24 protein-coding genes are annotated in these 22262 nt (G+C 64.0%); 6 read left to right on the top strand and 18 right to left on the bottom strand.

Translation table 11 applies throughout. The features are described from left to right. Window positions 1-174: 174 nt before the first annotated feature. The 3 genes from A7D17_RS14055 to A7D17_RS14045 all read left to right on the top strand — a co-directional run bounded on the left by A7D17_RS14055 (window position 175) and on the right by A7D17_RS14045 (window position 2501). Entirely contained in the window at window positions 175-1356 is a 1182-nt protein-coding gene (locus tag A7D17_RS14055) for a polyketide cyclase (RefSeq protein WP_064509644.1), read from the top strand. 97 nt (window positions 1357-1453) lie between these two features. After that, complete coding sequence (locus tag A7D17_RS14050) at window positions 1454-1825, top strand: DUF423 domain-containing protein (RefSeq protein WP_064509643.1); 372 nt, start codon at window positions 1454-1456, stop codon at window positions 1823-1825. 1 nt (window position 1826) lies between these two features. Further along, window positions 1827-2501 carry a DNA-3-methyladenine glycosylase family protein gene (locus tag A7D17_RS14045; protein WP_064509642.1) on the top strand — a complete coding sequence of 225 codons (675 nt, stop codon included), beginning with the start codon at window positions 1827-1829 and terminating at the stop codon, window positions 2499-2501. A gap of 106 nt (window positions 2502-2607) precedes the next feature. Here A7D17_RS14045 and A7D17_RS14040 read toward each other — a convergent pair whose 3' ends face one another. The 7 genes from A7D17_RS14040 to A7D17_RS14010 form a co-directional block, all read right to left on the bottom strand. Beyond that, entirely contained in the window at window positions 2608-4041 is a 1434-nt protein-coding gene (locus A7D17_RS14040; protein WP_082861989.1) for an FAD-binding protein, read from the bottom strand. A 166-nt stretch (window positions 4042-4207) separates the two neighbouring features. Next, window positions 4208-5014, bottom strand: a complete 807-nt coding sequence (locus A7D17_RS14035; protein WP_064509641.1) for a M15 family metallopeptidase — start codon at window positions 5012-5014, stop codon at window positions 4208-4210. Between the two features lie 158 nt (window positions 5015-5172). After that, the gene (locus A7D17_RS14030; RefSeq protein ID WP_064509640.1) at window positions 5173-5772 is read right to left on the bottom strand and encodes a PH domain-containing protein; all 600 of its coding nucleotides are present in this window, start codon (window positions 5770-5772) and stop codon (window positions 5173-5175) included. Between the two features lies 1 nt (window position 5773). Continuing rightward, window positions 5774-5962, bottom strand: coding sequence for a hypothetical protein (locus A7D17_RS14025; protein ID WP_064509639.1), 189 nt, complete (start codon window positions 5960-5962; stop codon window positions 5774-5776). Beyond that, entirely contained in the window at window positions 5959-6138 is a 180-nt protein-coding gene (locus tag A7D17_RS14020) for a type II toxin-antitoxin system antitoxin (RefSeq protein ID WP_064509638.1), read from the bottom strand. The genes A7D17_RS14025 and A7D17_RS14020 overlap by 4 nt, the downstream gene beginning before the upstream one ends. Then, complete coding sequence (locus A7D17_RS14015) at window positions 6135-6419, bottom strand: hypothetical protein (RefSeq protein WP_029219409.1); 285 nt, start codon at window positions 6417-6419, stop codon at window positions 6135-6137. The genes A7D17_RS14020 and A7D17_RS14015 overlap by 4 nt, the downstream gene beginning before the upstream one ends. A 9-nt stretch (window positions 6420-6428) precedes the next feature. Then, on the bottom strand, window positions 6429-7295 hold the full coding sequence (locus A7D17_RS14010) for an SPFH domain-containing protein (protein ID WP_064509637.1): 867 nt from the start codon (window positions 7293-7295) through the stop codon (window positions 6429-6431). Between the two features lie 127 nt (window positions 7296-7422). Between A7D17_RS14010 and purT the strand changes: the two genes are divergently transcribed. Continuing rightward, the gene (gene purT, locus A7D17_RS14005; RefSeq protein WP_064509636.1) at window positions 7423-8625 is read left to right on the top strand and encodes a formate-dependent phosphoribosylglycinamide formyltransferase; all 1203 of its coding nucleotides are present in this window, start codon (window positions 7423-7425) and stop codon (window positions 8623-8625) included. 266 nt (window positions 8626-8891) lie between these two features. On the opposite strand, the gene A7D17_RS24890 is transcribed toward purT, so the two are convergent. From A7D17_RS24890 to A7D17_RS13990, 5 genes are all read right to left on the bottom strand, one after another. Beyond that, complete coding sequence (locus A7D17_RS24890) at window positions 8892-9602, bottom strand: XVIPCD domain-containing protein (protein ID WP_239692194.1); 711 nt, start codon at window positions 9600-9602, stop codon at window positions 8892-8894. 217 nt (window positions 9603-9819) lie between these two features. Then, complete coding sequence (locus A7D17_RS25040; protein ID WP_275655082.1) at window positions 9820-9948, bottom strand: hypothetical protein; 129 nt, start codon at window positions 9946-9948, stop codon at window positions 9820-9822. 26 nt (window positions 9949-9974) lie between these two features. Continuing rightward, a complete protein-coding gene (locus A7D17_RS22940; protein ID WP_239692193.1) occupies window positions 9975-10589 on the bottom strand; it encodes a hypothetical protein in 615 nt (204 codons plus the stop codon). 250 nt (window positions 10590-10839) lie between these two features. After that, window positions 10840-12171 (bottom strand): endonuclease/exonuclease/phosphatase family protein, encoded by a 1332-nt coding sequence (locus A7D17_RS13995; protein WP_064509635.1) that lies wholly within the window; start codon window positions 12169-12171, stop codon window positions 10840-10842. Then, a complete protein-coding gene (locus A7D17_RS13990) occupies window positions 12125-13039 on the bottom strand; it encodes an arginyltransferase (protein ID WP_064509634.1) in 915 nt (304 codons plus the stop codon). The genes A7D17_RS13995 and A7D17_RS13990 overlap by 47 nt, the downstream gene beginning before the upstream one ends. Here A7D17_RS13990 and A7D17_RS13985 point away from each other — a divergent pair. Then, window positions 12930-13670: an EF-hand domain-containing protein gene (locus tag A7D17_RS13985; RefSeq protein ID WP_161946550.1), complete on the top strand. Its 741-nt coding sequence runs from the start codon at window positions 12930-12932 to the stop codon at window positions 13668-13670. The genes A7D17_RS13990 and A7D17_RS13985 overlap by 110 nt on opposite strands. A 201-nt stretch (window positions 13671-13871) precedes the next feature. Here A7D17_RS13985 and A7D17_RS13980 read toward each other — a convergent pair whose 3' ends face one another. The 4 genes from A7D17_RS13980 to A7D17_RS13965 all read right to left on the bottom strand — a co-directional run bounded on the left by A7D17_RS13980 (window position 13872) and on the right by A7D17_RS13965 (window position 18125). Further along, window positions 13872-15065 carry an RNA polymerase sigma factor gene (locus tag A7D17_RS13980; RefSeq protein WP_064509633.1) on the bottom strand — a complete coding sequence of 398 codons (1194 nt, stop codon included), beginning with the start codon at window positions 15063-15065 and terminating at the stop codon, window positions 13872-13874. Between the two features lie 584 nt (window positions 15066-15649). Next, window positions 15650-16153, bottom strand: coding sequence for a putative signal transducing protein (locus A7D17_RS13975; RefSeq protein WP_064509632.1), 504 nt, complete (start codon window positions 16151-16153; stop codon window positions 15650-15652). A 226-nt stretch (window positions 16154-16379) separates the two neighbouring features. Then, the gene (gene tesB / locus A7D17_RS13970; protein ID WP_064509631.1) at window positions 16380-17285 is read right to left on the bottom strand and encodes an acyl-CoA thioesterase II; all 906 of its coding nucleotides are present in this window, start codon (window positions 17283-17285) and stop codon (window positions 16380-16382) included. Window positions 17286-17354: 69 nt separating this feature from the next. Beyond that, window positions 17355-18125 carry an enoyl-CoA hydratase/isomerase family protein gene (locus A7D17_RS13965; protein ID WP_064509630.1) on the bottom strand — a complete coding sequence of 257 codons (771 nt, stop codon included), beginning with the start codon at window positions 18123-18125 and terminating at the stop codon, window positions 17355-17357. Window positions 18126-18211: 86 nt separating this feature from the next. Between A7D17_RS13965 and A7D17_RS13960 the strand changes: the two genes are divergently transcribed. Then, complete coding sequence (locus tag A7D17_RS13960; RefSeq protein WP_425479602.1) at window positions 18212-18619, top strand: copper chaperone PCu(A)C; 408 nt, start codon at window positions 18212-18214, stop codon at window positions 18617-18619. Window positions 18620-18844: 225 nt separating this feature from the next. Here the strand turns inward: A7D17_RS13960 and A7D17_RS13955 are convergent, their stop codons facing one another. Both A7D17_RS13955 and uvrA read right to left on the bottom strand, forming a co-directional pair. After that, window positions 18845-19249, bottom strand: coding sequence for an acyl-CoA thioesterase (locus tag A7D17_RS13955; RefSeq protein ID WP_064509628.1), 405 nt, complete (start codon window positions 19247-19249; stop codon window positions 18845-18847). After that, the gene (gene uvrA / locus A7D17_RS13950) at window positions 19249-22215 is read right to left on the bottom strand and encodes an excinuclease ABC subunit UvrA (RefSeq protein WP_064509627.1); all 2967 of its coding nucleotides are present in this window, start codon (window positions 22213-22215) and stop codon (window positions 19249-19251) included. The genes A7D17_RS13955 and uvrA overlap by 1 nt, the downstream gene beginning before the upstream one ends. Window positions 22216-22262 lie beyond the last annotated feature (47 nt).

Raw genomic sequence — 22262 nt, 5'->3', positions numbered from 1 at the left:
CAAACCCTTGCAACGGCAGGGATTGCGCAGCTCCACCGCGACGTTGCACGCGCCGAATGACACCGCAAGACCGCGCTACCCGTCGCACAACTGAACATCTTTCTCGAAGCCTGCTAGGATGGTGGCTTCGCTTCACTCAACCCGGCCGTGGGATCGGCCCCGGAGACCTCCTGAATGACCCGTATTATCGAGTTCCTGATCGCCTTGGGGATCGTGGCTGGCTTGTTTGTCGTGGTGGGCTTGGTGTTGCCCTCGGAGCGGCAGATGTCCGAGAGTGTTGAGACCAACCGCAGAATGACGATTGTTTACGACACCGTGAACAGCTTCCGTCGTTTCAAGGATTGGAACCCGCTTGTGCTGCGTGACCCGAAGATCCAGCTGAAGCTGGCCGGCCCGGAAGAGGGCAAGGGTGCACGCGTCGAATACAGCTCCACCGAGGGCTATATCGGCAACGGCAGCTGGGAAATCAAAAACACCGTCAAGAACGAGCGTGTTGAGATCGCGATCGAAGATCCCACCAAGGGCTACGACAAGGTCACCAATTTCACTCTGGCTCCGACCGGCAAGAACAACAAGAACGTCAAGATCACGCAGGACTACAGCGTCAAGTACGGCTGGAACCTGTTCGGTCGCTATGCCGGCCTGTATGTCAGCCGCCACGTGGGCGATGACCTGAAGCTGGGTCTGTCGCGTCTGACCACCGCACTGGCCACCGTGCCGAACTTCGACTACCGCGCGCAACTGGATGGCAAGCCGGTGTTGAGCGATCTCAAGATCGTCGATGTGCCGGCCGAGGACCTGCTGGTCGTCACCGCGGGCAACATCGACCGTGACAACGAGACGATCAAGAAGTCGATCAAGGACAACCAGGAGTGGATCAAGCGCGTGATGGACGCCAATGGTCTGGAAGCTGCTGGTCCGGTCCGTATCGTCACCACCGACTTCGCCAGTGACAAGTACGCGTTCGACGTCGTGCAGCCGGTCCGCAAGCGTGCCGGTGGCGCGCCGAAGGCCGATGCCAAGACCGACACCGCCAAGGCCGACGCCAAGAAGGATGACGCGGCCGCCGCTGCTCCGGTCGATGCGACTCCGGTTGCTGCGACCGGCGAAGAGCTGAAGCTCAACATCCCGTCCGAGGCACCGGTGAAGTACCAGCGCACTCCGGCGCACCGTTCGGCATTTGCGACCTATGCAGGTCACATGGCCGGCCTGGATGCCGTGCGTAACTCGCTGCGCGCCTGGGCGGCCACCAGCGGCATGGATGTGACCGAGCGTCCCTACGAAGCCTGGAAGGGCGGCGTGGACAAGTCGTTCACGCAGGACGGTACCTACGATGTCTACTGGGCCATCAAGTAATCGTCTTACCGCGATGACCTGATCCAGACCAAAGCGCGCCGCAGTCCTGCGGCGCGCTTTTTTTTTGCGCTACGGCGCTGCCAGGGAAGTTGCCTGCATGTCTTTGCTCGACCGTCGTAAGAAGCACCCCTCATTGCTGGCGTTCTGCGGCGGCCTGCTGGCCGCCATGGCCGTCGGGTTGTCGGCCTACGCCTCGCACGGCGTGGCCGATGCGCTGGTGCAGTCGCGGCTGCAGTTGGCGTCGCTGTATGCGTTCGGTCATGGCGCGGTACTGACTGTGCTGGGTGCTACTGAAACGCGTGTCTTCGGGCGGGTTGGCCTGTACCTGCTGCTGCTCGGCACGCTGCTGTTTGCCGGCAGCCTGGTCGGCGGCGCGTTGCTGCATTGGCCGACCAGCCTGGCACCGGTGGGCGGCGTCAGCCTGATGCTGGGCTGGGTGGTGCTGGCCATCGGCGCGTTGAGGCGCTGAGATGCCGCGGCATGCTCGCGGGTTCGATGTAGCGGCCGCCTTTGCGCATCTGGCCCGGCGCGATCGCGCGCTGGGTGCGTGGATGAAACGCATCGGCCCCATCGCGCCGCAGCCGGGCTGGCGCAAACCGTTCGACCCGGTGGATGCCTTGGCACGCGCGATCCTGTTCCAGCAGCTCAGTGGCAAGGCCGCGTCCACCATCGTGGCACGGGTGGAGGTGGCAATCTGCTCGAGCCGGTTGCATGCCGACACGCTTGCGCGCGTGGACGATGCCGCGCTGCGCGCCTGCGGTGTGTCCGGCAACAAGGCATTGGCGCTACGCGATCTGGCGCAGCGCGAACTGGCCGGTGAGATTCCTTCGCTGCGCAGACTGGCCTTCATGCCTGACGAAGCCATTGTCGACGCGCTGGTACCGGTCCGCGGCATCGGTCGCTGGACGGTGGAGATGATGCTGATGTTCCGCCTGGGCCGCCCGGACCTGCTGCCCATCGACGACCTGGGTGTGCGCAAGGGCGCCCAGCGCGTGGACAAACAGGAGCAGATGCCCACCCCCAAGGCGCTGGCCGTCCGTGGCGAACACTGGGGCCCATACCGCACCTACGCCGCACTCTACCTGTGGAAGATCGCCGACTTCAGCGTGGCGACCAGGGTGCCGACACCGCGTTCGCAGGAGTAGCTGCCCCGCGCGGCTATACAAGTGCACGCATGCCGGCGCGTGGGGTAGGAAGGGCGTTATCAAAGTGCGGCCAGAGCGCCGGCACTTGGCCGGTTCCCGGTGTCGCTCATGCAGGTAGGTACTTGTCCCACAGCAGGTTGCGGAAGCGATATCGTGGGTCGATGCTGCTCTTGAGGCCCGCAAAATGACGGGCGTTCGGGTAGGCGGCGGAAAATTGCTGCTGGCTGGCATGCAGTCGGTAGGGTAGGTAGTAGCTGCCGCCGTGTGCTAGTGCCGCATCGATCAACTGTTGGGTCCAGGCCACCGTAGCCCTGTCAGTCACGATGCCGCTGCGCTGCTTGTAATAGAGCGCAAAGGAAAACACCGGCTGTGGTGCCCAGCGTAACAGTGACACCGTATCGGCAGGCGAGTGGCGGATCGAGATATTGAGCGCGTTTACATTGTGGTGGCGCAGGATTGCGGCCATTTCGCGCGCGAATGCGGTAAATGCAGCTTCCGGCACGAAGTATTCCTGCAGCAGGTAGGTGAACATGCGCCGCGGGTGCGGTTCCAGCGCACGCGCGTCCAGACTCGCCTGGCAATTGCGACGCATCACCACTGGCGCCTGTAGCAGTGGCGAGGTTTGATAACGGTCGCGCAGCGGCTTGGCCAGCGGCAGTTCCGATGCAGCCCGGATCAGATTCTGTTCGCGGGAGTAGTCCTGGTCGCGGGGAATCAGACGCCTTGCATCGGTTGGCGGGGCACTGGTGCTGACCCAGGTCACCGCCAATGGGCGATCGAAACGCGGCGGCGTCAGTTCGGCATTGTGCATCACCGCCAGTGGGTCGGCGGCGATGCGGTCGGCGAAGAAGGCGGGGTAGTCGGCCAACGCGACTTGTTGTACCCGCCGCTCCAGCATGTCGTTGAGTGCGAGCGACAACTCCACTTCGGTGACCACACCTAGCCCGCCGTAGCCGCCAATGACAGCAGAGAACAGCTCCGGAGTTCTGGTGCGGTCGAGTTCTTCTATCTGGCCTTGTGCATCTACCAGCTGCAATGCGTGCACTGTATGGGCGATGGGCCCGGCATGCAGGTAGCGGCTATGGCAATTTACCCCGATGGAGCCGCCGACGCTGAAGTTGCTGTAGCTCTGCATCACCGCAATCGAAAGATCATGCGGATCGATCAGGTCCTGCACATCGCGCCAACGCATACCGGCGCGTACCCGGATGCGTCGGGCCGCGACATCCAGATGCACTAGGCCAACCAATCCACGCATGTCCAGATGCAGCGAAGACTGCGCGCTGATCTGCCCGCCCATGCTGTAGCGTTCGCCGCCGACCGACACCGTGCCGTTGCTGTCGCGTATCAGGCTGGCCACTTCGTCCACACTGCGCGGCCGGGCAATGCGTGCCACGGTGGTGCGATCGATGCCGGCCATGTCGGTCACTCGCAGGGAATGCTCGGCGTCATGACAGCATCCCGGGATGAGGAGTGCGGTGCCAGCGCCCAGCATCGCGGCGGTGGCGGCGCGACGCTGCACATTGATGTGCTCGTCCATAAGCGATGTCCTCAATGAGTGGGAATCTGGAATCAATCAACAATGATCGAGCGTGCTCGCCGCTTCAGACAAAATTGCGTGTACTGGCAGGCGGCGCAGGCGACAGCAGTGCGGAGCTTCATGCCGGATTGCCGACCTGTAGCAGCGCAGATGCGGGTCTTGGTTCTTATGTCGACTTCACCGCATGCCAGCGCCAATGCCACGGCTCGTAGACGATACCGTGCGGGTTGTCGCGGGGGTAGCTCAGGTGATAGCCGAAATGCGGCGCATGCTGGCTTAGCCAGGCAAACGCAGCGGTGGACTCGAACGATTCTTCGGCCGGCGGTTCGCCCGGGGTGCCAATATCCAGCGCGTCGCCGCTGTGGTGCTCGCTGAAACCAGGGGCGGCGTTGACTGCCAGGATCTGTTCCAGGGTGAGCCCGCGCCCGAACTTGCGTTCGAAAATGCCCAGCTGGTAATCGTGGCTGCGATAGCCGGAGATGGCATCCAGCACGATGTTCGCACGCAGCGCGGCCGCACGCATCTGCCTCCATGCACGCGCGGCGCCTGCGCTGAGCCAGAGCGGCCGGCCGAAGCGATCGCGCCCGGAAAAGTGCAAGGTCGCCGGCTCGGCAATCAGCTGCAGGCCAGTCCGTTGCACATAGCCATCTGCATCCAGCCCGAGTTGGCTCAGGCGGCGCTGCAGGCCGTCGACCATCAGCGTCATGCCGTGCGGCTGGTGCGTGCGGGCGGCGGCGGCCTGTAGCCGGTCCAGCGCCTCGTCCAGCCCGGGCTCGCGTGCCAGCCGCGGCATCAGCGGCATGAGGCCCTGTGCCAGCTGTGCGGCCAGATAACGTCCGTCGCACTTGCGCCGCAGCAGCCAGTCGGCCTGCGCCAGCACGCGGGCATCGGCGTTGCTGTGGGCGCGCATCAAGGCGGCGGGCAGCAACTCGATGGCGGTGGTGTTGAGTAACAGGGTCGGGGTCGGGCGCATCGCAACAGGGTAGGGCCAAGCGTGGCGTACGGCCAGCTGGCGTGAAAGCAGCCAACAAAAACGACCGCGTCGCGGCCGGGCCTGCACGGCCGGTGCTGGGAGTCGGCACGTGCCACTGGTAAATCGCGGTTCGTCTACGTCCGCTTGACGACTGCGCGCTACGTTTTGTCAGTCGTTCTTAAATCCCCGAGCAATTGGTGTGGCTGCTCAGGGCTGAGCACCACCAGGCTGTTGTCGCGCAACGGCAGAATCAGCACACGCCTGGAGTGGGTCAATAGATAAAAGCCCCTGACTGCGGACTTGCTGCGGTAATGCCCCGATTTGAAACCCGGGTAGCCGAAGCCAAGCAACTGCAGGCCGGGTTTGAACGCAGTATGTTCGGCCAGGTCGACAACGCGTGCGCTGTCCAGGCGCAGTGCGCTTAGCGGCACACGCTTGGTGAAGAAGGTCGAGCGGACGACCAGGCGAGCGTCGTCCAGCTGGATGCTGCGTCGCGCGTGCGCAACGGTGCACGCCACCGCCACTGCCAGCAGGATGCCCAGATGCACCACCAGCGTACCGGAATGGTCATGACTGCTTGCGTGCGCAATGCTGATGAGGCCGGCAGTGATCGACAGCGGTAGCCAAAGCCAGACTGCCAGGCCCCAGCGCGTCGCCGGCGCCGCGGCGTAGTCGCGTCGGCGCCGCTGCGGGTGTTGCCCGGTGTGCGCTTTGGGCGCTGTGTCGGTGCGTTTGGGTTGGTCCGAGCGGCTCGCCATCTCAGAGTTTCTTCTTCATCGCCACGGATGCCGGCAGCGCCATACCCGGCGCCGGATGCATGACGAGCGTGGTCGTCTCCTCACCCAAGTAGCTCCGAGCGATTGATTCGTCCCGGCGGTTATTACGTGAGATGTCGCCGACCAACGCGTGTGCCAGCGCGATGATGGCTGAGCCCACACGCCTGGTCATGCCGAGGGTTCCTTGTCGCCCTGCGGCTTCGGTAGCCGCCCGGCCTTGCGCAGCGCGTCGCGCAGCACGTATTCGATCTGCGCGTTGAGGCTGCGCAGTTCGTCGTCGGCCCAGCGTTGCGCGGCGGCCAGGACATCGGCGTTGATGCGCAGTGGATAGGCCTTTTTTTCGCTCATTCGCCGTTCCTGCGACTGCCATGGCGGCGCAGGTGCATGACCATCGACACGATCAGCGTATTGACGCCGATGATCATGCCGATCACCACCGCATAGATGCCGGCGCGGTTGTCGCCCACCCAATACAGGCACGCGGCGCCGACCAGGATCACCAGGCTGATCAACGCCCAGCGCAGGCCCAGGCCGCGCGCGCGGTCATCGTCGTCCGCCCCGATCGAGGCGGCAATCGCCAACGCAGGCAACCCCGAAAGCGCAACCACCAGCGGCACCATCACATTCATTGCATCACCTCAATACAGCGAGCCGGCGTTGACCACCGGTTGGGTCCCGCGATCAGAACACAGCACGGTAAGCAGGTTGCTGACCATGTGCGCCTTGCGCTCTTCGTCCAGCTGCACCACGCCGTTCTTCTGCAGCTCGGCCAGCGCCATTTCGACCATGCCCACCGCGCCCGCCACGATGCGTGTGCGTGCGGCAATCACCGCGTTGGCCTGCTGGCGCTGCAGCATGGCCTGGGCGATTTCCGGTGCATAGGCCAGATGGCTGATGCGTGCCTCGATCACGTCCACCCCGGCCTGGGTGAGCCGTTCGTCCAGGTGCCGCTTGAGCTGTTCGCTGATTTCAGCCGGGTGGCTGCGCAGCGAAATCTGGCCTTCCTCGTGCTGGTCATAAGGGTAGCTGGTGGCCATCGCGCGCAGCGCGGCTTCGGACTGGATATGCACGAAGCTTTCGTAGTCGTCCACGTTGTACACGGCCTCGGAGGCGTCCAGCACCTGCCACACGATCACTGCGGCGATCTCGATCGGGCTGCCGTCCAGTTCATTGACCTTGAGCCGTCCGCTTTCGAAATTGCGCACGCGCTGGCTGACCCGGCGCTTGGCGTAGAAGGGGCTGTTCCAGCGCATCCCCTGGTCCTTGACCGTACCGACGTACTTGCCGAACAGGCTCAGGACGGCTGCCTGGTTCGGCTCCAGCGTGTACAGGCCGACTAAGACGAACACATTGCCGGCAGCGACCAGAATGGCCGGCAGCATGGACAGGACCGGCAGGTAGCCCATGCCCGCGGCGATCAGCACGGTGGCAGCCAGTAGCAGGACGACGACACTCGCAGCGATCACTGGAATGCCGGGAAAAGAACCAAGCGACTTCTCTTTCATGGCTGGAGCGTCCTTGTGGTTTTAGAAAAAGATATCAAATTGATATCAAGTGTGGGCGGATTTCCGACCGGCGGTCGTGGCATCGGCCCGCTAAAATGGCGTCCCCCTTCGATCTGGATGACGCCTCATGACCACCCTCGGCACTCCGCTGTCGCCTTCCGCCACCCGCGTGCTGCTGCTGGGCTCGGGCGAACTGGGCAAGGAAGTGGCGATCGAACTGCAGCGCTTCGGTGTGGAAGTGATCGCGGCTGATCGCTATGCCAATGCACCGGCAATGCAGGTGGCGCATCGCTCGCACGTGCTGGACATGCTCGACCCCGCCGCGCTGCGCGCGCTGATTGCCAGCGAGCAGCCGCATTTGATCGTGCCGGAGATCGAGGCCATCCATACCGAAACCCTGGTGGCGCTGGAACGCGAGCAGGGCCAGAAAGTCATCCCCACTGCGCGCGCCGCACGCCTGACCATGGACCGCGAAGGCATCCGCCGTCTGGCTGCCGAAACGCTGGGGCTGCCGACCTCGCCATACCGCTTCGTCGACACCGCCGCGCAATACCGCGAGGCGATCGCTGCAGTTGGGCTGCCCTGCGTGGTCAAGCCGGTGATGTCTTCCTCCGGCAAGGGCCAGAGCACGCTGCGCAGCGAGGCCGATATCGATGCCGCGTGGGAGTACGCGCAGACCGGTGGGCGTGCCGGGGCCGGCCGTTGCATCGTCGAAGGCTTCATCGATTTTGATTACGAAATCACCTTGCTCACCGTGCGGCATGCCGGCGGCACCTCCTACTGCGACCCCATCGGTCACTGGCAGCAGGACGGCGATTACCGCGAAAGCTGGCAGCCGCAGCCGATGTCGGAAGCCGCATTGCGTCGCTCGCAGCAGATCGCAAAAGCCATCACCGACGATCTCGGCGGCTGGGGCCTGTTCGGCGTAGAGCTGTTCGTCAAGGGCGACGAGGTGTGGTTCAGCGAAGTGTCGCCGCGTCCGCACGACACCGGTCTGGTCACGCTGGTTTCGCAGGACCTGAGCGAATTCGCGCTGCACGCGCGCGCCATTCTCGGCCTGCCGGTCGGTGCCGAGAACGGTGGAGTGATCCGCCAGAGCGGCCCGTCGGCGTCGAGTGCGCTACTAGCGCACGGCACTGGCGTGCCGGTGTTCGACAACGTTGCCGCTGCATTGTGCGACCCGGACACCGCCCTGCGCCTGTTCGGCAAACCGCGCGTGGACGGCCACCGCCGTGTCGGCGTCACCCTGGCGCGCGCAGAGAGTATCGATGCGGCACGCGAGAAAGCGCGCGTGGCGGCTGCGGCGCTGACGATTCAGCTTCGCGACTAAATAACGTAGTTCTTACGGTATTTTGTGGGCATCGGCCTGACCGTTGCCCACGATTTTCAAGACTGCCTTGCTTCCAGATGGCGAGATTGGCATGCAGCCAACGAGCGGCAATCATGAAGCATTGCTTCGTGAGCCATGGTGGCTACACCTGCATTGCATCAGTTGCTGGTGAGACAAAACCACTATCAGACAGTGATCTGATAGGCATCCGTCTGCTCCATCGAACGCGTCGGACGCAGGGGCATGTATACGCCTAACTGCAAGTTTCAGGTCAAGGCCCTTGCAGGGTGTGGTTGGCTCTGCTCTTGCTGTATCTGCCTTTGCTGTTCGCCGTGCGCGCGTTCCGCCGCAGCCTGGACCCAGCTCTGACTGCTCTGCTCCAGCGGTGTATTGAGTGCAGCGACAGTATCCACATGGGCAAGCAACTGGTCGTGCGGTCCCAGTGAGTTGGGATTGTTCTGTACCGCAAACGCACGTGAGGCGTCCTCGCTTAGACGTACGTCGTCGATGCGGTCCATGCCCATTTTGCAGGATTGCACGGCCAGGCAACCAGCCAGGTTGTCACTGCGTACGTCCGATTGTCGGTTATTTGCTTGATCCAGGGCTTGCACATGGGACTGAGCTTGTGCAAACAGCGGGTGCCCGGGATAATCGGGATTACGCAGTGAGGGCGGTTGCCGCTCATCACTCAAAATCTGTTGTTGGATCGATCTGTCTGCGGGAAGCGGATGCCGAACTTCCTTGTTCAGTGGGCTTTCTGGAAACGGTGCTTCAATGCTTTCCACACCATGGATATTGCGTAAGGGGCGGTAAGCATCTTTCCCCTGGCCTTCTAGCGGTAAAGGGATGCGAACATCGGGAAGCAGTTGCCCGACTCCAGCGGGACCAAGCAGCCCATTTACATCGATGCTCTTGTTGCGATGCAGACCGGCATGATTGAGTGCAGCCCAGGTAAAGTCGACACAGTTGTTGCGCACGTCCTTGTACTCTTTGTCGAAGCCTAGCTTTTCCGGTTCTTCACCGAATTTTTGCAGTTTTTCATATTGCTCCTTGCTTATTTCGATTGTTCTTGAGTAGGCTGGATTATGATATTCCTTGGAGTCCGAGTTATATATATTTTTCCTGGCCCGTTCATCTCACCGTGGTTGATAGGGGCGAATCCGTAACTAGTTGGTTTTCCTATGCCGTCATCAATTATAAAAACATGTGCCCTGGCGCAGAGCTGGCCGGTTCGCCATTCACTATTTGCTGCTTGCCGTCCTTATATAACGGCGTGCCGGGTGCCGCGATAACAATTGTTACAGTGTAGTTCTGCTTATCCATCTTTTGCTCCATGCGAGATATTGAGATTACTTGGAGGATGTCCATCTCTTCTGGATCGAAATTTGCGCGGTAGGGTCTTTCAACTCTGGATTGCCTGGCTGCGCTGAAATATCAATGCGATAACGGCCGTAGCTTTCTAGGGGTAGCCTGCAGACCACCCATTCGCTTAATTCTGAAGTGTGGGCACCAATGTCGATATATTTAATATCATCTTTTCCTTTTCTCCATTCAAAGAATTTTCTTCTGCTTGGTTCTTTCCTCATGTATTCTTGAAAGGCGTCCTCTGTTTTTATTTTGAGGCACTTGTCTCCGGTCCACTTGCATGCATCGACCTTGAGCGCATACCGCAATGGAGGTTCACCGTGATTTAACGTGATGACCGGGTCGAATTGGCCTTTGCGACTCAGGGTTAATCCTACAATGTAAGATTGGGTAAAATTCACGTTATCCGGCGTTGCTTCGAATTCAAAGCGCACATGTTCGTCAGCACCATCAACCCGGAATGGTTGGCTAAGAAAGAGCTCTTTTTTATCGGTAGGCGGTGGTGCGCTTGCGCTACAGGCAGACAGCATCGGGGCGATGACGATTGATAGCCATAAGCCTCGGAAGATCAAACGCAGATCCTTCAGATTTGGTCTCATCCGCATTTCCTTGCATTACTGGGGCTGCATCGGAGTGTAAGCCCACGGGATGAAGCCGGACTAGTCCGGCCCTACCGGTCCCTTATCAATCGACTCCGGCATCTATACCAGCTGAAAAAGCATTGTTGCTGCTGGTTTGCGGGCGGTACACCATCAATCCACCACTTTCTTGCTATCAGACAGCGAGAACGTTGAGCTATCGTCGGCGGGCCACCATAAGCTTATCCGCCGATAACTGACTATTGGCCGCTTACTTAACGGCTACATTCACCCACACCGCATGATGGTCGCTGCCATCGGCAATCGCTGCCTCCGGGACGGTGCTGGCCGGCCAGAAGATGCCGCTGCCGATCAGGGTGAACCGGTGCGATGGCAGCACGTAGTCCAGGCGCATGGTGCCGGCCTGCGGGCCGAAGTCGCCGGTGACCTGGTGCGGGTCGCCGGTGTGCACGAGGCCTTGCGCGGCGTATTCGGCGGTCTTTTCCGGGCCGCCGTCGCTGCGCGGGGTGGGGTATTGCAGCACGCGCGGATGATGGATCAATGCGCTGATCGCTTCGTGGCGGCCGGCGCCATCGATCGGGTCGTTGTTCAGATCGCCCAGGATCACAAAGTGCGCATCGGCCGCCAGGCCGCCGCAGATTCCCTTGTCATCGCACAACCAGCGTTTGCTGTCGGCCGCGTTGTCGAGGTACGCACGCCATAGCGCGAGCTCGTCGTGGTTGCGGGCGGCGTTGCGTTTTTCCGCGCCATCGAACACCGGTGGGGTGGGGTGCGACACCAGTGCGTGCACCACGCCCAACGGCGTGCGCACCGGCACGTCCCAGTGCGACTTGGACGACAGCCGCAGCTGCGCCCAGACCGCGTCGCTATAAAACGAGGTTCGCGTGGTCGGATCGATCGGCCGCAGTGCGCCCGGCAGCGTGCTCCACTTCAGCAGCTGGAAACTGCGCACGGCCTGCGCATCGATCGGATACCGCGACAGGACCAGCATGCCGTACTGGCCTGGATGCAGGCCAAAGCCCCAGGCATCGTTGCCGCGGTTGCGGCCATTGGCGCCGACACTGCCGCTGTTGTCCAGATCCAGCCCGCTCGGAACGCCAGTGTTGACCGGCGCCAGATACCGATACGGATAACGCAGCGGCTCGCCGCCCCCCGGCTGTGCCACCTGCAGGTAGCGCTGCTGGAACAGATCGGCGGCGCGGTGGCCCGGATCGAAATCGAATTCGTTGAGCAGCACCAGATCCGGGCGCACGCGCTGCAGCACCGCGGCGATCTTGCGCGCATGCGCGCTGTCGCCCTGCAGTTCGGCTATCAAGCCGCCCGCTTCGTCGGAATACAGCGAGGTGTTGTAGGTGGCGATGCGCAGTGGCGCTGCAACAGGCTTGGCAGGCGAGGGGTCGGATGCGGTGGTGGTGGGCGGCATGCGATGGGTGCAGGCGGTGCACAGCGCGGTGAGCGCGAGCAGCAGGAGAGGTTTGATCATCGCGGAATTCTCGCATGGCCGATGCGACAGGCCGTTGTCGCCGTTTGGCAGCTCACGGGGCTGGCGCGCTGGCGGGCAGTCCACGCCAGTGGCGGCCATCGTAGGCCTCCAGTGCGTTGAAGCGGCGCTTGTAGTTCATCTTGGCGTGGCCATCGATCCAGTAGCCCAGATAGACATGCGCCCGTCGCTCGCGCCGTGCCCATTGGATCTGCTGCAGGATCGCGAAGGTCCCCAGGCTGCGTGCAGCCGCCTCGGGCGCATAGAACGTGTATACGGCCGACAATGCATGTTCGGTGACATCGGTGACCGCCACGGCGAGCAAGTCCCCCGGGCCGTGCGCGACAGGTGCCTGGCGGATTTCCAGAAAGCGCCCGTGAGACCAGCCGCCGATCAGGAACTGGTCGAACTCGGTAGCGCCATGCTCGTCCATGCCGCCGCCGGGATGCCGGTGCTTGAGATAGCGACGGTACAGCGCAAGTTGCTCGTCGGTGCGTTCGGCGGCGACCACGCGCACCACCAGGTCCTGGTTACGCGCCAGGCAACGGCGTTGGCTGCGATCGGGATGAAACGCGTCCACTGCGATGCGTACCGGCACGCAGGCGCGGCAGCGTTCGCAATGCGGGCGGTAGACCAGATCGCCGGAGCGGCGGAATCCCCACGCCAGGGCCTGCGGATAGATCGTTCCCAGGCGCGGGTCGTGTGGATCCAGTACCAGGTCGCGCGCCTGGCGGTCCGACCAGTAGCCACAGGGATGCTCGCCGGTCTGGAACAGGCGCAGGTCGTCGTGGGTGTCGGCGTGGATGGCCATGCGCGCAGGATAGCGCCTGCGCGTCGCAACAGCGGCGACTGTCCGCCGGATGAATACGGCCCGTGCGCGCGTCAACGCATGCGCCGGCGGCTCGTTGATGTGGATGTTGGTGGCAGCGCACGGCGGATCCGGATGCGCCACCCACGCGATGCGGCCCATGCAGGTGCCGCGTGTGGTTCCCACAGATCAGGAGTTTCTCATGACGTCCCGCAAACCCTTTCTTGCCCTGGCCATGCTGGCCGCGCTGTCCACCGGCGCAGTCGTTGCCGCCACCCCGCCGGCATCCGGCGATGCGCCGCGTCCCGCCAAGCTCGACAGCAACGGCGATGGCGTGATCGACCGCAGCGAAGCGGCCGCCAACCCGAAGCTGGCTGCGCAGTTCGATACGCTGGACACCAACAAGGATGGCAAGCTCTCGCGCGATGAGCGTCCGCGCCATCGTGGCCCGGGCCGCGAAGGTCGCGGCGAGTGGCTGGCCAAATTCGACACCAACAAGGACGGGCGCATCAGCCGCGAGGAGGCCAAGGCCGATCCGAAATTCGCTGCACGCTTCGACCAGATGGACGTCAACAAGGATGGCTTTATCGATCGTGCCGACCGTGAGTTGCGCATGCAGCAGCATCGCGATGCGTGGTTTGCCAAGGCCGATACCGACAAGGACGGCAAGCTGAGCAAGGCCGAGTTCGATGCGGCATCGAAGCTGCGCAACGAGCACGACCCGCGTGGTCCGGGCGAGCGCAGTGACCACGGCAAGCATCCGATGCCGCCCAGGCCAGCTGCCGGTAACTGATCGAGGGGCGCGCATGCCCCGTCGGAAGGGCACGGCGAGGGCATGCGCTCGCCGTGCACCACGCTCCACGCAAGTGCTAGTGGTAGTCAGCAACACGTAACAAGGCGCCGATCGACCGACGGCCTCCTGCGCAAGCAGGGGGCCGTTTTGTTGCTCGCAAGGGTCTGTCATGGGCGGTGCAGCAGTGACGCCACGCCGGCTTTAAAGCATTCCCAGTTGCATGTAGTGACGCACGATAGGCAGCATGACCGCTGCCACGCTTGCCAGCACTGCGCCCGGACTGAACATGCAGCGGTACAGCAGCGGTGCGTGCGTGGCGCCGCGTCTGCGTGCATCGCGTTCCAGCATAGGGCGCATGACGCGTGGTAGCACCCGGATGGACTGGTAGCTGAGCACCGCCATACCGGTGCAGAGCATCAGCAGCGATGCCCACGCGCCGGCATCCAGCTGTTTCAGCAGGAGCGTGCTGCCGACCACCAGCACCGAGGTCAGCGTGGTGCTGTGCATGAAGCGACGAACCGCGGCTGCCTCAGCGGCGGTCTGCGTAAAGCGCAACAGATACCAGCACGACCAGTACGTGCCGAATCCGGCAACCAGCACGGCACCGGCGGCGAACAGCGCCGGCATGCCGAGCCAGAGGCTCAGCGCACCAGCGGCCCCACCTCCGCCGAGTGCCGAACCGGTCAATCCGCCGGCCCCCAACTTGCCTGCACCACCGAGGCTGCCGAGTACGATCGCCGCGCTTGCGGTGCCTGGTGCTGCCAGCAAGGTTGCCGAGGTCACCGCCGTGGCAAAGGCAACGCTGGGTGCACTGCTGCGTGCGAATTCGCCGAATCTGCGGAGTAACTCGCTGCGCACGCTGGCACGTGCGCGCGACAGCCGCTTGCGCACCGCCGCATCGCTCAGGCCCAGCAGCGACGCAACCTGTTGCGAGCTCTGGCCTTCGCGGTAATACAGCAGCAGCGTCTCGCGACTTTCTTCCGGTAGCGCGGAAATGATGTCGAATGCGGCGATCTCTTCCTCGGCCTGCAACAGATGGTCGGTGGGCGAGGGCGCCGGATCGGAGGCCATGGCGATCGCCAGTTCGGCGGCTTGCCCGCTGAGCGCGCGGTGGCGGTTGGTGCGCAGCCAGTCACGCGCCAGATTGCGGGTGATCTGGCGTAGCCACGGCAGGAAGCTGGCGGGCTGATGCAGCTGCGCCAGGCGCTGCCAGGCGCGCAGGAAGGCTTCCTGCGCGATGTCCTCGCTGGCGGCGATATCGCGCGTAATGGCCAGTGCGATGGCGGTGACCGTGTTCTGGCAGGCCATCACGATCCGTCCGTATGCCTGCTGACAGCCGGATGCGGCGTGAGGCAGCTCGCGTTGCAGCATCAGATCCAGCGTGTCGGCGTTCATCGGCGCAGTCCTTGTCCTGTTGCCAGCATGACGCATGGCGGCAGCAGATGTGACAGACCCAGTTGCAGGCTTTTGAAAAGTCGCTGCACGACGACTGCCGAGGCAGCTTGCCCGCTCGCCTTCGGGCTGAGCGGGTTGCCTAAAGGGCGGGCGGCATGCGCAGCAGCAGGCAGGTGCTATGCCAGCCGCAAGCGGCCAGCAGCAAACGCGTCTTCTGTCCGGGCCCGAAACAACGCTGCGCGCATGCTCTGTTGGATGCGTTGCGGTCAGGCGTGACTCAGACCCGCTGCACCAAGAGCAGCTGATGAACACCCGCGCAGCCGTCAGGCGGGCGCGGACGATGCTCGGCATCGACAGACAGCACGTAGACACTCTGGTTCCGGGCGCGCCGTCCACATCCGGCGGCTAGGTGCTGTCAGCCGCTGTGAAGCGGCGTGACAGGCCGATGTGCTACCCCGGAGCAGGCTCTGCGCCTCGACAGCCATGGCGTGGCAGCGGTTCGAAGCCTGGCGCCTTTGCGCTGCAACCGAGTCCCAGGCGAACCGTCTCGGTTCAACGGCTGTAGATGGCCTCCCTGGCCTGGCTCAGCGCGCCGGCTGGATCCGCACGCGCACCTCGTCGTCTTCTGCCGGTGGCGTTGCATCCGGCGAGGGCTGCGATGCAGCGGGAGGTGTCTGTGCCGCTGGCACGGGCGTACTGCGATGACGCATCACCACCACCATGGCCACGGCGCCGATGACCAGCAACAGGACCAGGCGGATCCGCCAGGCCCAGCTGCGTGCGCTGGCACTGGAGCCGTTCTCGCCGTCGCGGAAGGTGTACTCCACGTTCGGCAGGTCGCGGCGGGTGGTGTCGAGCAGGCGCGCGTCGCGCAGCAGATCGCGCGCACGCGGCTGGTCGTTGGCATGCACGATCCACACGGTGGGCTGCGCCTGCGCGTTGCTTTGCTCCAGATAGCTGAACTGGCCGCCGCGCTTGCTCTGGTAGGAGCGGCCATTGCTGATGCGGATTTCGATTCCCGCATCGCGCAACAGATTGGCGACGCCCTCGGCGGTTTCGATACGTTGACTGCTGAAGATCTTGCGCATGGTGGAAAAACGCCGTTAGGTCCGGAACAGATGGCGCCGCTGAGGCACCGGTTCAAGATGAAGTGTCGGGATGCGGTTGCTGCAGTCCGGTGGCGACATCGCACGGCACGGGAGCATGCCAGTTTGCAGCCTCTGCAGCGTGCGAGGGAATGTCGCGACACGCTCAACCAGCGGCCGGAGGGCGCTGGGGTGATCAACCAACGCATCCTGGCCACGCCGCCGCGCGCTACTCCTTGGCCGGCACCGCGCTCGCGCTGCCGTCGGGTACCACACGGATCAAGCCTTCCTGGGTGGTGCTGGCAACCAATACGCCGTCGCGGGTGAAGAACTGCCCGCGTGCCAGGCCACGCGCGCCTTGCGCGGTTGGGCTGTCCAGCGAGTACAGCAGCCAGTCGTCAGTGCGGAACGGGCGATGGAACCACAGCGCATGATCCAGCGAGGCCATCTGCACGTTCGGCGTGTAATAACTGATGCCGTGCGGAAACGTCGAGGTGCCCAGTAACTGGAAGTCCGAGGCATAGGCCAGCAGTGCCTGATGCAGGCCAACGTCGTCGCCGATGGGGTCGGTCAGGCGCAGCCACATCTGCTGGAATGGCGGGCGCTTGGGCGGCTTGAGTTCGTCGCGCGGAAACACATGACGAAACTCGAACGGCCCGCCGCGCGAGAGCCAGCGTTGCACCTTGGCCGGCAGGTTCGCCAACACATCCGGTGCCAGTGGGGCGGCCGGTTCGATGTCTTCCGGCGGCGGCACCACCGGCATTGCCGATTGATGTTCGGCGCCGTCTTCGCGCTCCTGGAACGAGGCCGCGCAGAAGAAGATCACCTTGCCGTGCTGGATCGCAGTGACGCGCCGTACCGAAAAGCTGCCGCCATCACGGGTGCGATCGACGTCGTAGACGATGGGGTGATCGATATTGCCGGCACGCAGGAAATAGGCATGCAGCGAATGCGCCTGGCGGCCGTTTTCCACCGTGGCCTGCGCCGCCGACAGCGCCTGCCCCAATACCTGGCCGCCGAACACGTACTTGGTGCCGATGTCGCGGCTCTGGCCGCGGAACAGGTTGTCTTCCAGGCGCTCCAGCGACAGCAGGCTGATCAGTTCGGAGACCACGGGTTCGGCATTGGCGGACAAGAGGCTGGCCTGGGCGTGAAGGATAGCGATTATACCGGGCCGCCCGAGGGGCGCCGTGCCGCGGCTGGCTCAGGCCTTGTGCAGGCGCGCCACCAGGCCTTGCAGTGCAGCCTGGGCGTCCGGCGCGTACCAGCCATCGACGAAGCGCTCCAACTGGATCAGTTCCGGGGCCAGGGCCGCGCGCAGGTCGGCGCGTGCCACCGCGCGCGTGGCCAGCATCGGTTGACGCGGCAGCTGCTGCAGTTCGTGCAGCCAGGCCACTGCGCGCGCGGTGACCAGCTCGCCATCGACCAACTCATCCACCAGGCCGATCTGTACCGCCTGTTCGGCCGGCAATAGCTGCCCGGCGATCAACAGGCGCTCGGCGCGGTGCGCGCCGACCACGCGGCGCAACAGCCGCTGGATGCCTTCCGGTGCGGCCAGGCCGACCTGCACTTCGTTCAAACCGATCGCATACGGTTTTGCGGTGTCGGCACTGCGCGCCATTACCCGGTAATCGCAGCACAGTGCCAAAACGCAGCCGCCGGCCGGCGCATGCCCGCCGATCGCCGCCACCACCGGTATGCGGCTGTTTGCCAGCGCCTGCGCGGCCTGGAAGAACGCCGTCCAGCTGGCCAGCAGTGCGGCACGGTCGGTGCCATGCGCGAGCAGCTGCGGCACATCCATGCCGCCGGAAAAGATCCGCTCGCTACCAGACAGCACGATGCCGTCGGCCTCATCGCCGGCCTGCTGCACCGCAGCGCTCAGGGCCTGGCACAGGGCGCTGTCCAGCGCGTTGACCGGCGGGCGCGCCAGACGGATTTCGCGAACTCGGCCATGGTCTAAGATCTGGATGCTCATGCGGGGCTCCTGGAGGTCGGGTCATGATAGACGGCAGTCCAAGCAGGCGGCACCTGCGTGCGCGTGTGCTGCTCTGTGCGGTGGTGATGGTGGGCAGTGCAGGTGTTGCCGCGCAGTGCCTGCCGGAGTTCAAACAGGGCTGGGTCCGCATTCCGCCGCCCGGTGGCATGGGGATGGCGGCCGGCTTCGGGCAGTTCCACAACGGCTGTGCGCAGCCGCTGAAGGTCACCGCGGTCAGCAGCAGTGCGTTCGCCGATGTGTCACTGCACGAAACCACGCAAAGCAATGGCGTCAGCCGCATGCGCGCGGTGCCCGAGCTGGCGTTGCCGGCCGGTGGTGCGGTGCCATTGGCGCCGGGTGGCTTGCACCTGATGCTGATGGAGGCCCGCGCGCCATTGCCCGAAGGCGCACAGGTGCCGGTGACGTTCACCTTGCAGGATGGTCGCCAGATCAAGGCCACGCTTCAGGCCCGCAAGCGCGCGCCTGGGTCGTAAGGTCGCAGCGTCGGCGCTGCCTGCCGTCCCCGGACAGTGGGCGCTCGCGGTGTCTGCGCGCTTGGCCAGCACTGCCATGGACGGGCGAACCAAGACGATGCGGCTGGGCATGGCGCCGACGTGCATTGCCGGTGGCAAAGCCACTGAAGCGGTATAAAAAACGGCGACTCCCGGGAGAGCCGCCGCCGTTGTCACGATTTAGCATGTGGGCCGCGCCGCGTCGGCTCAGCTGCTGGCGATCCGTACCGCGTCCGGGAGCGCAGCGCTCTTGCCGGTCTGCGTGTCGATCCACACCACCACCACGTTGCCGTCCGAATACAGCTTGCTATCGTCCTTCTGATCGAAGATGCGGTGGCCGATGGTCACGCTGCTGGTGCCCAGGCGCTCGACGAACAGCTCCACGGTGATGTCGTTTGGCCAGATCAGCGGCTGCTTGTAGTTGACGTTGGTGGCGGCCACCACCGGGGCGATGCGATCGGTCATCGATACGCCTTGCACGCCCAGCATCCAGCGCACGCGTGCCTCTTCCAGGTAGGAAATGTACTTGGCGTTGTTGACGTGGCCCATGCTGTCCATGTCGCGCCAGCGCACGCTGATCGGGATGCGTGCCAGAACCTTGTGTTCGCTCATCAGCTTGCCTTCTTTTTCGCAGTCTTCTTGGTGGCGGATTTGGCGGCCTTGGCCGCCTTCTCCGGTTTGACCTTGCGCGGCGGACGCGCGTCGGGCTTGTTGGCCGTCGCGGCAGGGCGCGTTTCGCGCGCCTTCACCGACGGAAGCATCTTGGCCAGGAACTGCCCGGTGTAGGACGTCGGTTCGGCGGCCACCTCTTCCGGGGTGCCGCACACCAGGATGGTGCCGCCGCGATGACCACCTTCCGGGCCCAGATCCACGATCCAGTCGGCGGTCTTGATCACGTCCAGATTGTGTTCGATCACCACCACCGTGTTGCCCTCGTCGCGCAGCTTGTGCAGCACGCCGAGCAAGGCTTCGATATCGTGGAAGTGCAGGCCGGTGGTCGGCTCGTCGAGGATGTACAGCGTGCGCCCGGTATCGCGGCGCGACAGTTCCTTGGACAGTTTGACGCGCTGCGCCTCACCACCGGACAAGGTGGTCGCGCTCTGACCCAGCTTGATATAGCTCAGGCCCACGTCCACGAGTGTTTCCAGCTTGCGTGCGATCGACGGCACCGGCTCGAACAGCTGCAGCGCATCTTCCACGGTCATCTGCAGCACATCGCTGATGTTGAAGCCCTTGTAGCGGATCTCCAGCGTCTCGCGGTTATAGCGCTTGCCATGGCAGACATCGCAGGGCACATACACGTCCGGCAGGAAGTGCATCTCCACCTTGATCATGCCGTCGCCCTGGCAGGCCTCGCAGCGGCCGCCACGCACGTTGAAGCTGAAGCGGCCCGGCGAATAGCCGCGTGCGCGCGCCTCGGGCACCTGGGCGAACAGCTCGCGCAGCGGGGTGAACATGCCGGTGTAGGTGGCCGGGTTGGAACGCGGCGTGCGGCCGATCGGCGACTGGTCGATATCCACTACCTTGTCGAACAGGTCCAGGTTCTCGACGTCGCGATGCGGCGCCACCGTGTGCGAGGCGCCGTTGATCTCGTTGGCCGCCAGCGTGAACAACGTATCGTTGATCAGCGTCGACTTGCCCGAGCCGGACACGCCGGTGATGCAGGTCAGCAGCCCGGCCGGAATGTCCAGGTCGACGTTCTTGAGGTTGTTACCGGTCGCCCCGCGCAGATGCAGCATCATCTTCGGGTTGGGCTTGTGGCGCTGCTTGGGAATCTCGATACGGCGCTTGCCCGACAGGTATTGCCCGGTCAGCGAGCGCGGCGATTCCAGGATGTCCTGCAGCGTGCCTTGTGCGCAGATTTCGCCGCCATGCACGCCCGCGCCGGGGCCGATGTCCAGCACGTGGTCGGCCAGGCGGATCGCATCTTCGTCGTGCTCGACCACGATCACGGTGTTGCCCAGATCGCGCAACCGCGTCAGCGTGCCGAGCAGGCGCTCGTTGTCGCGCTGATGCAAACCGATCGATGGCTCGTCCAGTACGTACATCACGCCCACCAGGCCGGCACCGATCTGGCTGGCCAGGCGGATGCGCTGTGCTTCACCACCGGACAAGGTGTCGGCCTTGCGCTCCAGGGTCAGGTAATCCAGGCCCACATCGACCAGGAAGCCCAGCCGCTCGCCGATCTCCTTGACGATCTTGGCCGCGATCTCGCCACGCCAGCCCGGCAGCGACAGGCCACGGAAGAAGTTCAGCGCCTCGTTGACCGGCAGCACCACCAGCTCGGGCAGCGGGCGATCGGCCACAAATACGTTGCGCGCAGCGCGGTTCAAGCGCGTGCCGTTGCAGGCCGGGCAGGGTTGCTGGCTGACGTACTTGGTCAGTTCTTCGCGCACCGCCGGCGATTCGGTTTCGCGGTAGCGCCGTTCCAGGTTCGGCAGGATGCCTTCGAAGCGGTGCTTGCGCGTGGTGCGACCGCCCGCATCGGTGAAGTAGGTGAAGTTGATCACCTCATCGCCGCTGCCGAACAGCACCGCCTGGCGCACCTTGGCCGGCAGCGTATTCCACACCGCATCCACGTCGAACTTGTAGTGCTTGGCCAGCGAGGCGATCAGCTGGAAGTAGTAGGCATTGCGCCGGTCCCAGCCGCGCACTGCGCCGGCCGACAACGACAGTTCCGGATGCACCACCACCCGGTCCGGGTCGAAGAATTCGGCCACGCCCAGGCCATCGCAGCTCGGGCAGGCGCCCACCGGTGCATTGAACGAAAACAGCCGCGGTTCCAGCTCCGGCAGCGAGTAATCGCAGACCGGGCAGCTGTACTTGGATGAGAACAGATGCGGGGCGGCGGCCGGGTCGTCCAGCGACTGCACCGCGACCATGCCTTCGCCGAGCTTGAGCGCGGTCTCGAAACTTTCCGCAAGACGCTGCTTGATGTCCTCGCGCGGACGGAAGCGGTCGATCACCGCTTCGATGGTGTGCTTCTGGCGCAGCGCCAGCGGCGGCACCGCATCGATTTCATAAAGTTCGCCGTCCACGCGCACGCGCACGAAGCCCTGTGCACGCAGCTGCTCGAACACCTGCGCATGTTCGCCCTTGCGGTCACGGATCACCGGCGCCAGCAGCATGTAACGCTGTTCCTGGTCCTGGGTGAGCATGTGGTCAACCATCTGGCTGACGGTCTGCGCTTCCAGCGGGAAGCCGTGATCCGGGCAGCGCGGCTGGCCCACACGTGCATAGAGCAGGCGCAGGTAGTCGTAGATCTCGGTGATCGTGCCTACGGTGGAGCGCGGGTTGTGCGAGGTCGATTTCTGTTCGATCGAAATCGCCGGGGACAGGCCTTCGATGTGGTCCAGGTCCGGCTTTTCCATCACGCTGAGGAACTGGCGCGCATACGCCGACAGCGACTCGACGTAGCGGCGCTGGCCTTCTGCATAGATGGTGTCGAACGCCAGCGACGACTTGCCCGAGCCGGACAGGCCGGTGATCACGATCAATTTGTCGCGGGGCAGGTCGAGGTCGATGTTCTTGAGGTTGTGCGTCCGCGCGCCGCGGATGCGGATGAAATCCATCGCCATGGGGGATCCGATGTCGGGCCGGCGAACCGGCGGTGGTGCGAGCGTGC

The organism is Xanthomonas floridensis (genome assembly GCF_001642575.1).
In the GTDB taxonomy this organism is placed as follows: Bacteria; Pseudomonadota; Gammaproteobacteria; order Xanthomonadales; family Xanthomonadaceae; genus Xanthomonas; species Xanthomonas floridensis.
Note: the sequence above shows the minus strand (reverse complement) of the source record. Positions and strands in the feature narration are given on the sequence as shown.

Coding starts and splice junctions, on each gene's coding strand:
- A7D17_RS14020 (WP_064509638.1), bottom strand. CDS start 6,138: ATGAGCGAAAAAAAGGCCTATCCACTGCGCATCAACGCCGATGTCCTG.
- A7D17_RS14015 (WP_029219409.1), bottom strand. CDS start 6,419: ATGAATGTGATGGTGCCGCTGGTGGTTGCGCTTTCGGGGTTGCCTGCG.
- A7D17_RS14030 (WP_064509640.1), bottom strand. CDS start 5,772: ATGGCGAGCCGCTCGGACCAACCCAAACGCACCGACACAGCGCCCAAA.
- A7D17_RS13995 (WP_064509635.1), bottom strand. CDS start 12,171: ATGGCCGCCACTGGCGTGGACTGCCCGCCAGCGCGCCAGCCCCGTGAG.
- uvrA (WP_064509627.1), bottom strand. CDS start 22,215: ATGGCGATGGATTTCATCCGCATCCGCGGCGCGCGGACGCACAACCTC.
- A7D17_RS14010 (WP_064509637.1), bottom strand. CDS start 7,295: ATGAAAGAGAAGTCGCTTGGTTCTTTTCCCGGCATTCCAGTGATCGCT.
- A7D17_RS13975 (WP_064509632.1), bottom strand. CDS start 16,153: ATGCGCAAGATCTTCAGCAGTCAACGTATCGAAACCGCCGAGGGCGTC.
- purT (WP_064509636.1), top strand. CDS start 7,423: ATGACCACCCTCGGCACTCCGCTGTCGCCTTCCGCCACCCGCGTGCTG.
- A7D17_RS13960 (WP_425479602.1), top strand. CDS start 18,212: ATGGTGGGCAGTGCAGGTGTTGCCGCGCAGTGCCTGCCGGAGTTCAAA.
- A7D17_RS13990 (WP_064509634.1), bottom strand. CDS start 13,039: ATGGGCCGCATCGCGTGGGTGGCGCATCCGGATCCGCCGTGCGCTGCC.
- A7D17_RS22940 (WP_239692193.1), bottom strand. CDS start 10,589: ATGAGACCAAATCTGAAGGATCTGCGTTTGATCTTCCGAGGCTTATGG.
- A7D17_RS13955 (WP_064509628.1), bottom strand. CDS start 19,249: ATGAGCGAACACAAGGTTCTGGCACGCATCCCGATCAGCGTGCGCTGG.
- A7D17_RS14045 (WP_064509642.1), top strand. CDS start 1,827: ATGCCGCGGCATGCTCGCGGGTTCGATGTAGCGGCCGCCTTTGCGCAT.
- A7D17_RS13980 (WP_064509633.1), bottom strand. CDS start 15,065: ATGAACGCCGACACGCTGGATCTGATGCTGCAACGCGAGCTGCCTCAC.
- A7D17_RS25040 (WP_275655082.1), bottom strand. CDS start 9,948: ATGGATAAGCAGAACTACACTGTAACAATTGTTATCGCGGCACCCGGC.
- A7D17_RS14035 (WP_064509641.1), bottom strand. CDS start 5,014: ATGCGCCCGACCCCGACCCTGTTACTCAACACCACCGCCATCGAGTTG.
- A7D17_RS14025 (WP_064509639.1), bottom strand. CDS start 5,962: ATGACCAGGCGTGTGGGCTCAGCCATCATCGCGCTGGCACACGCGTTG.
- A7D17_RS14055 (WP_064509644.1), top strand. CDS start 175: ATGACCCGTATTATCGAGTTCCTGATCGCCTTGGGGATCGTGGCTGGC.
- A7D17_RS14050 (WP_064509643.1), top strand. CDS start 1,454: ATGTCTTTGCTCGACCGTCGTAAGAAGCACCCCTCATTGCTGGCGTTC.
- A7D17_RS14040 (WP_082861989.1), bottom strand. CDS start 4,041: ATGGACGAGCACATCAATGTGCAGCGTCGCGCCGCCACCGCCGCGATG.
- A7D17_RS13965 (WP_064509630.1), bottom strand. CDS start 18,125: ATGAGCATCCAGATCTTAGACCATGGCCGAGTTCGCGAAATCCGTCTG.
- A7D17_RS13985 (WP_161946550.1), top strand. CDS start 12,930: ATGAATACGGCCCGTGCGCGCGTCAACGCATGCGCCGGCGGCTCGTTG.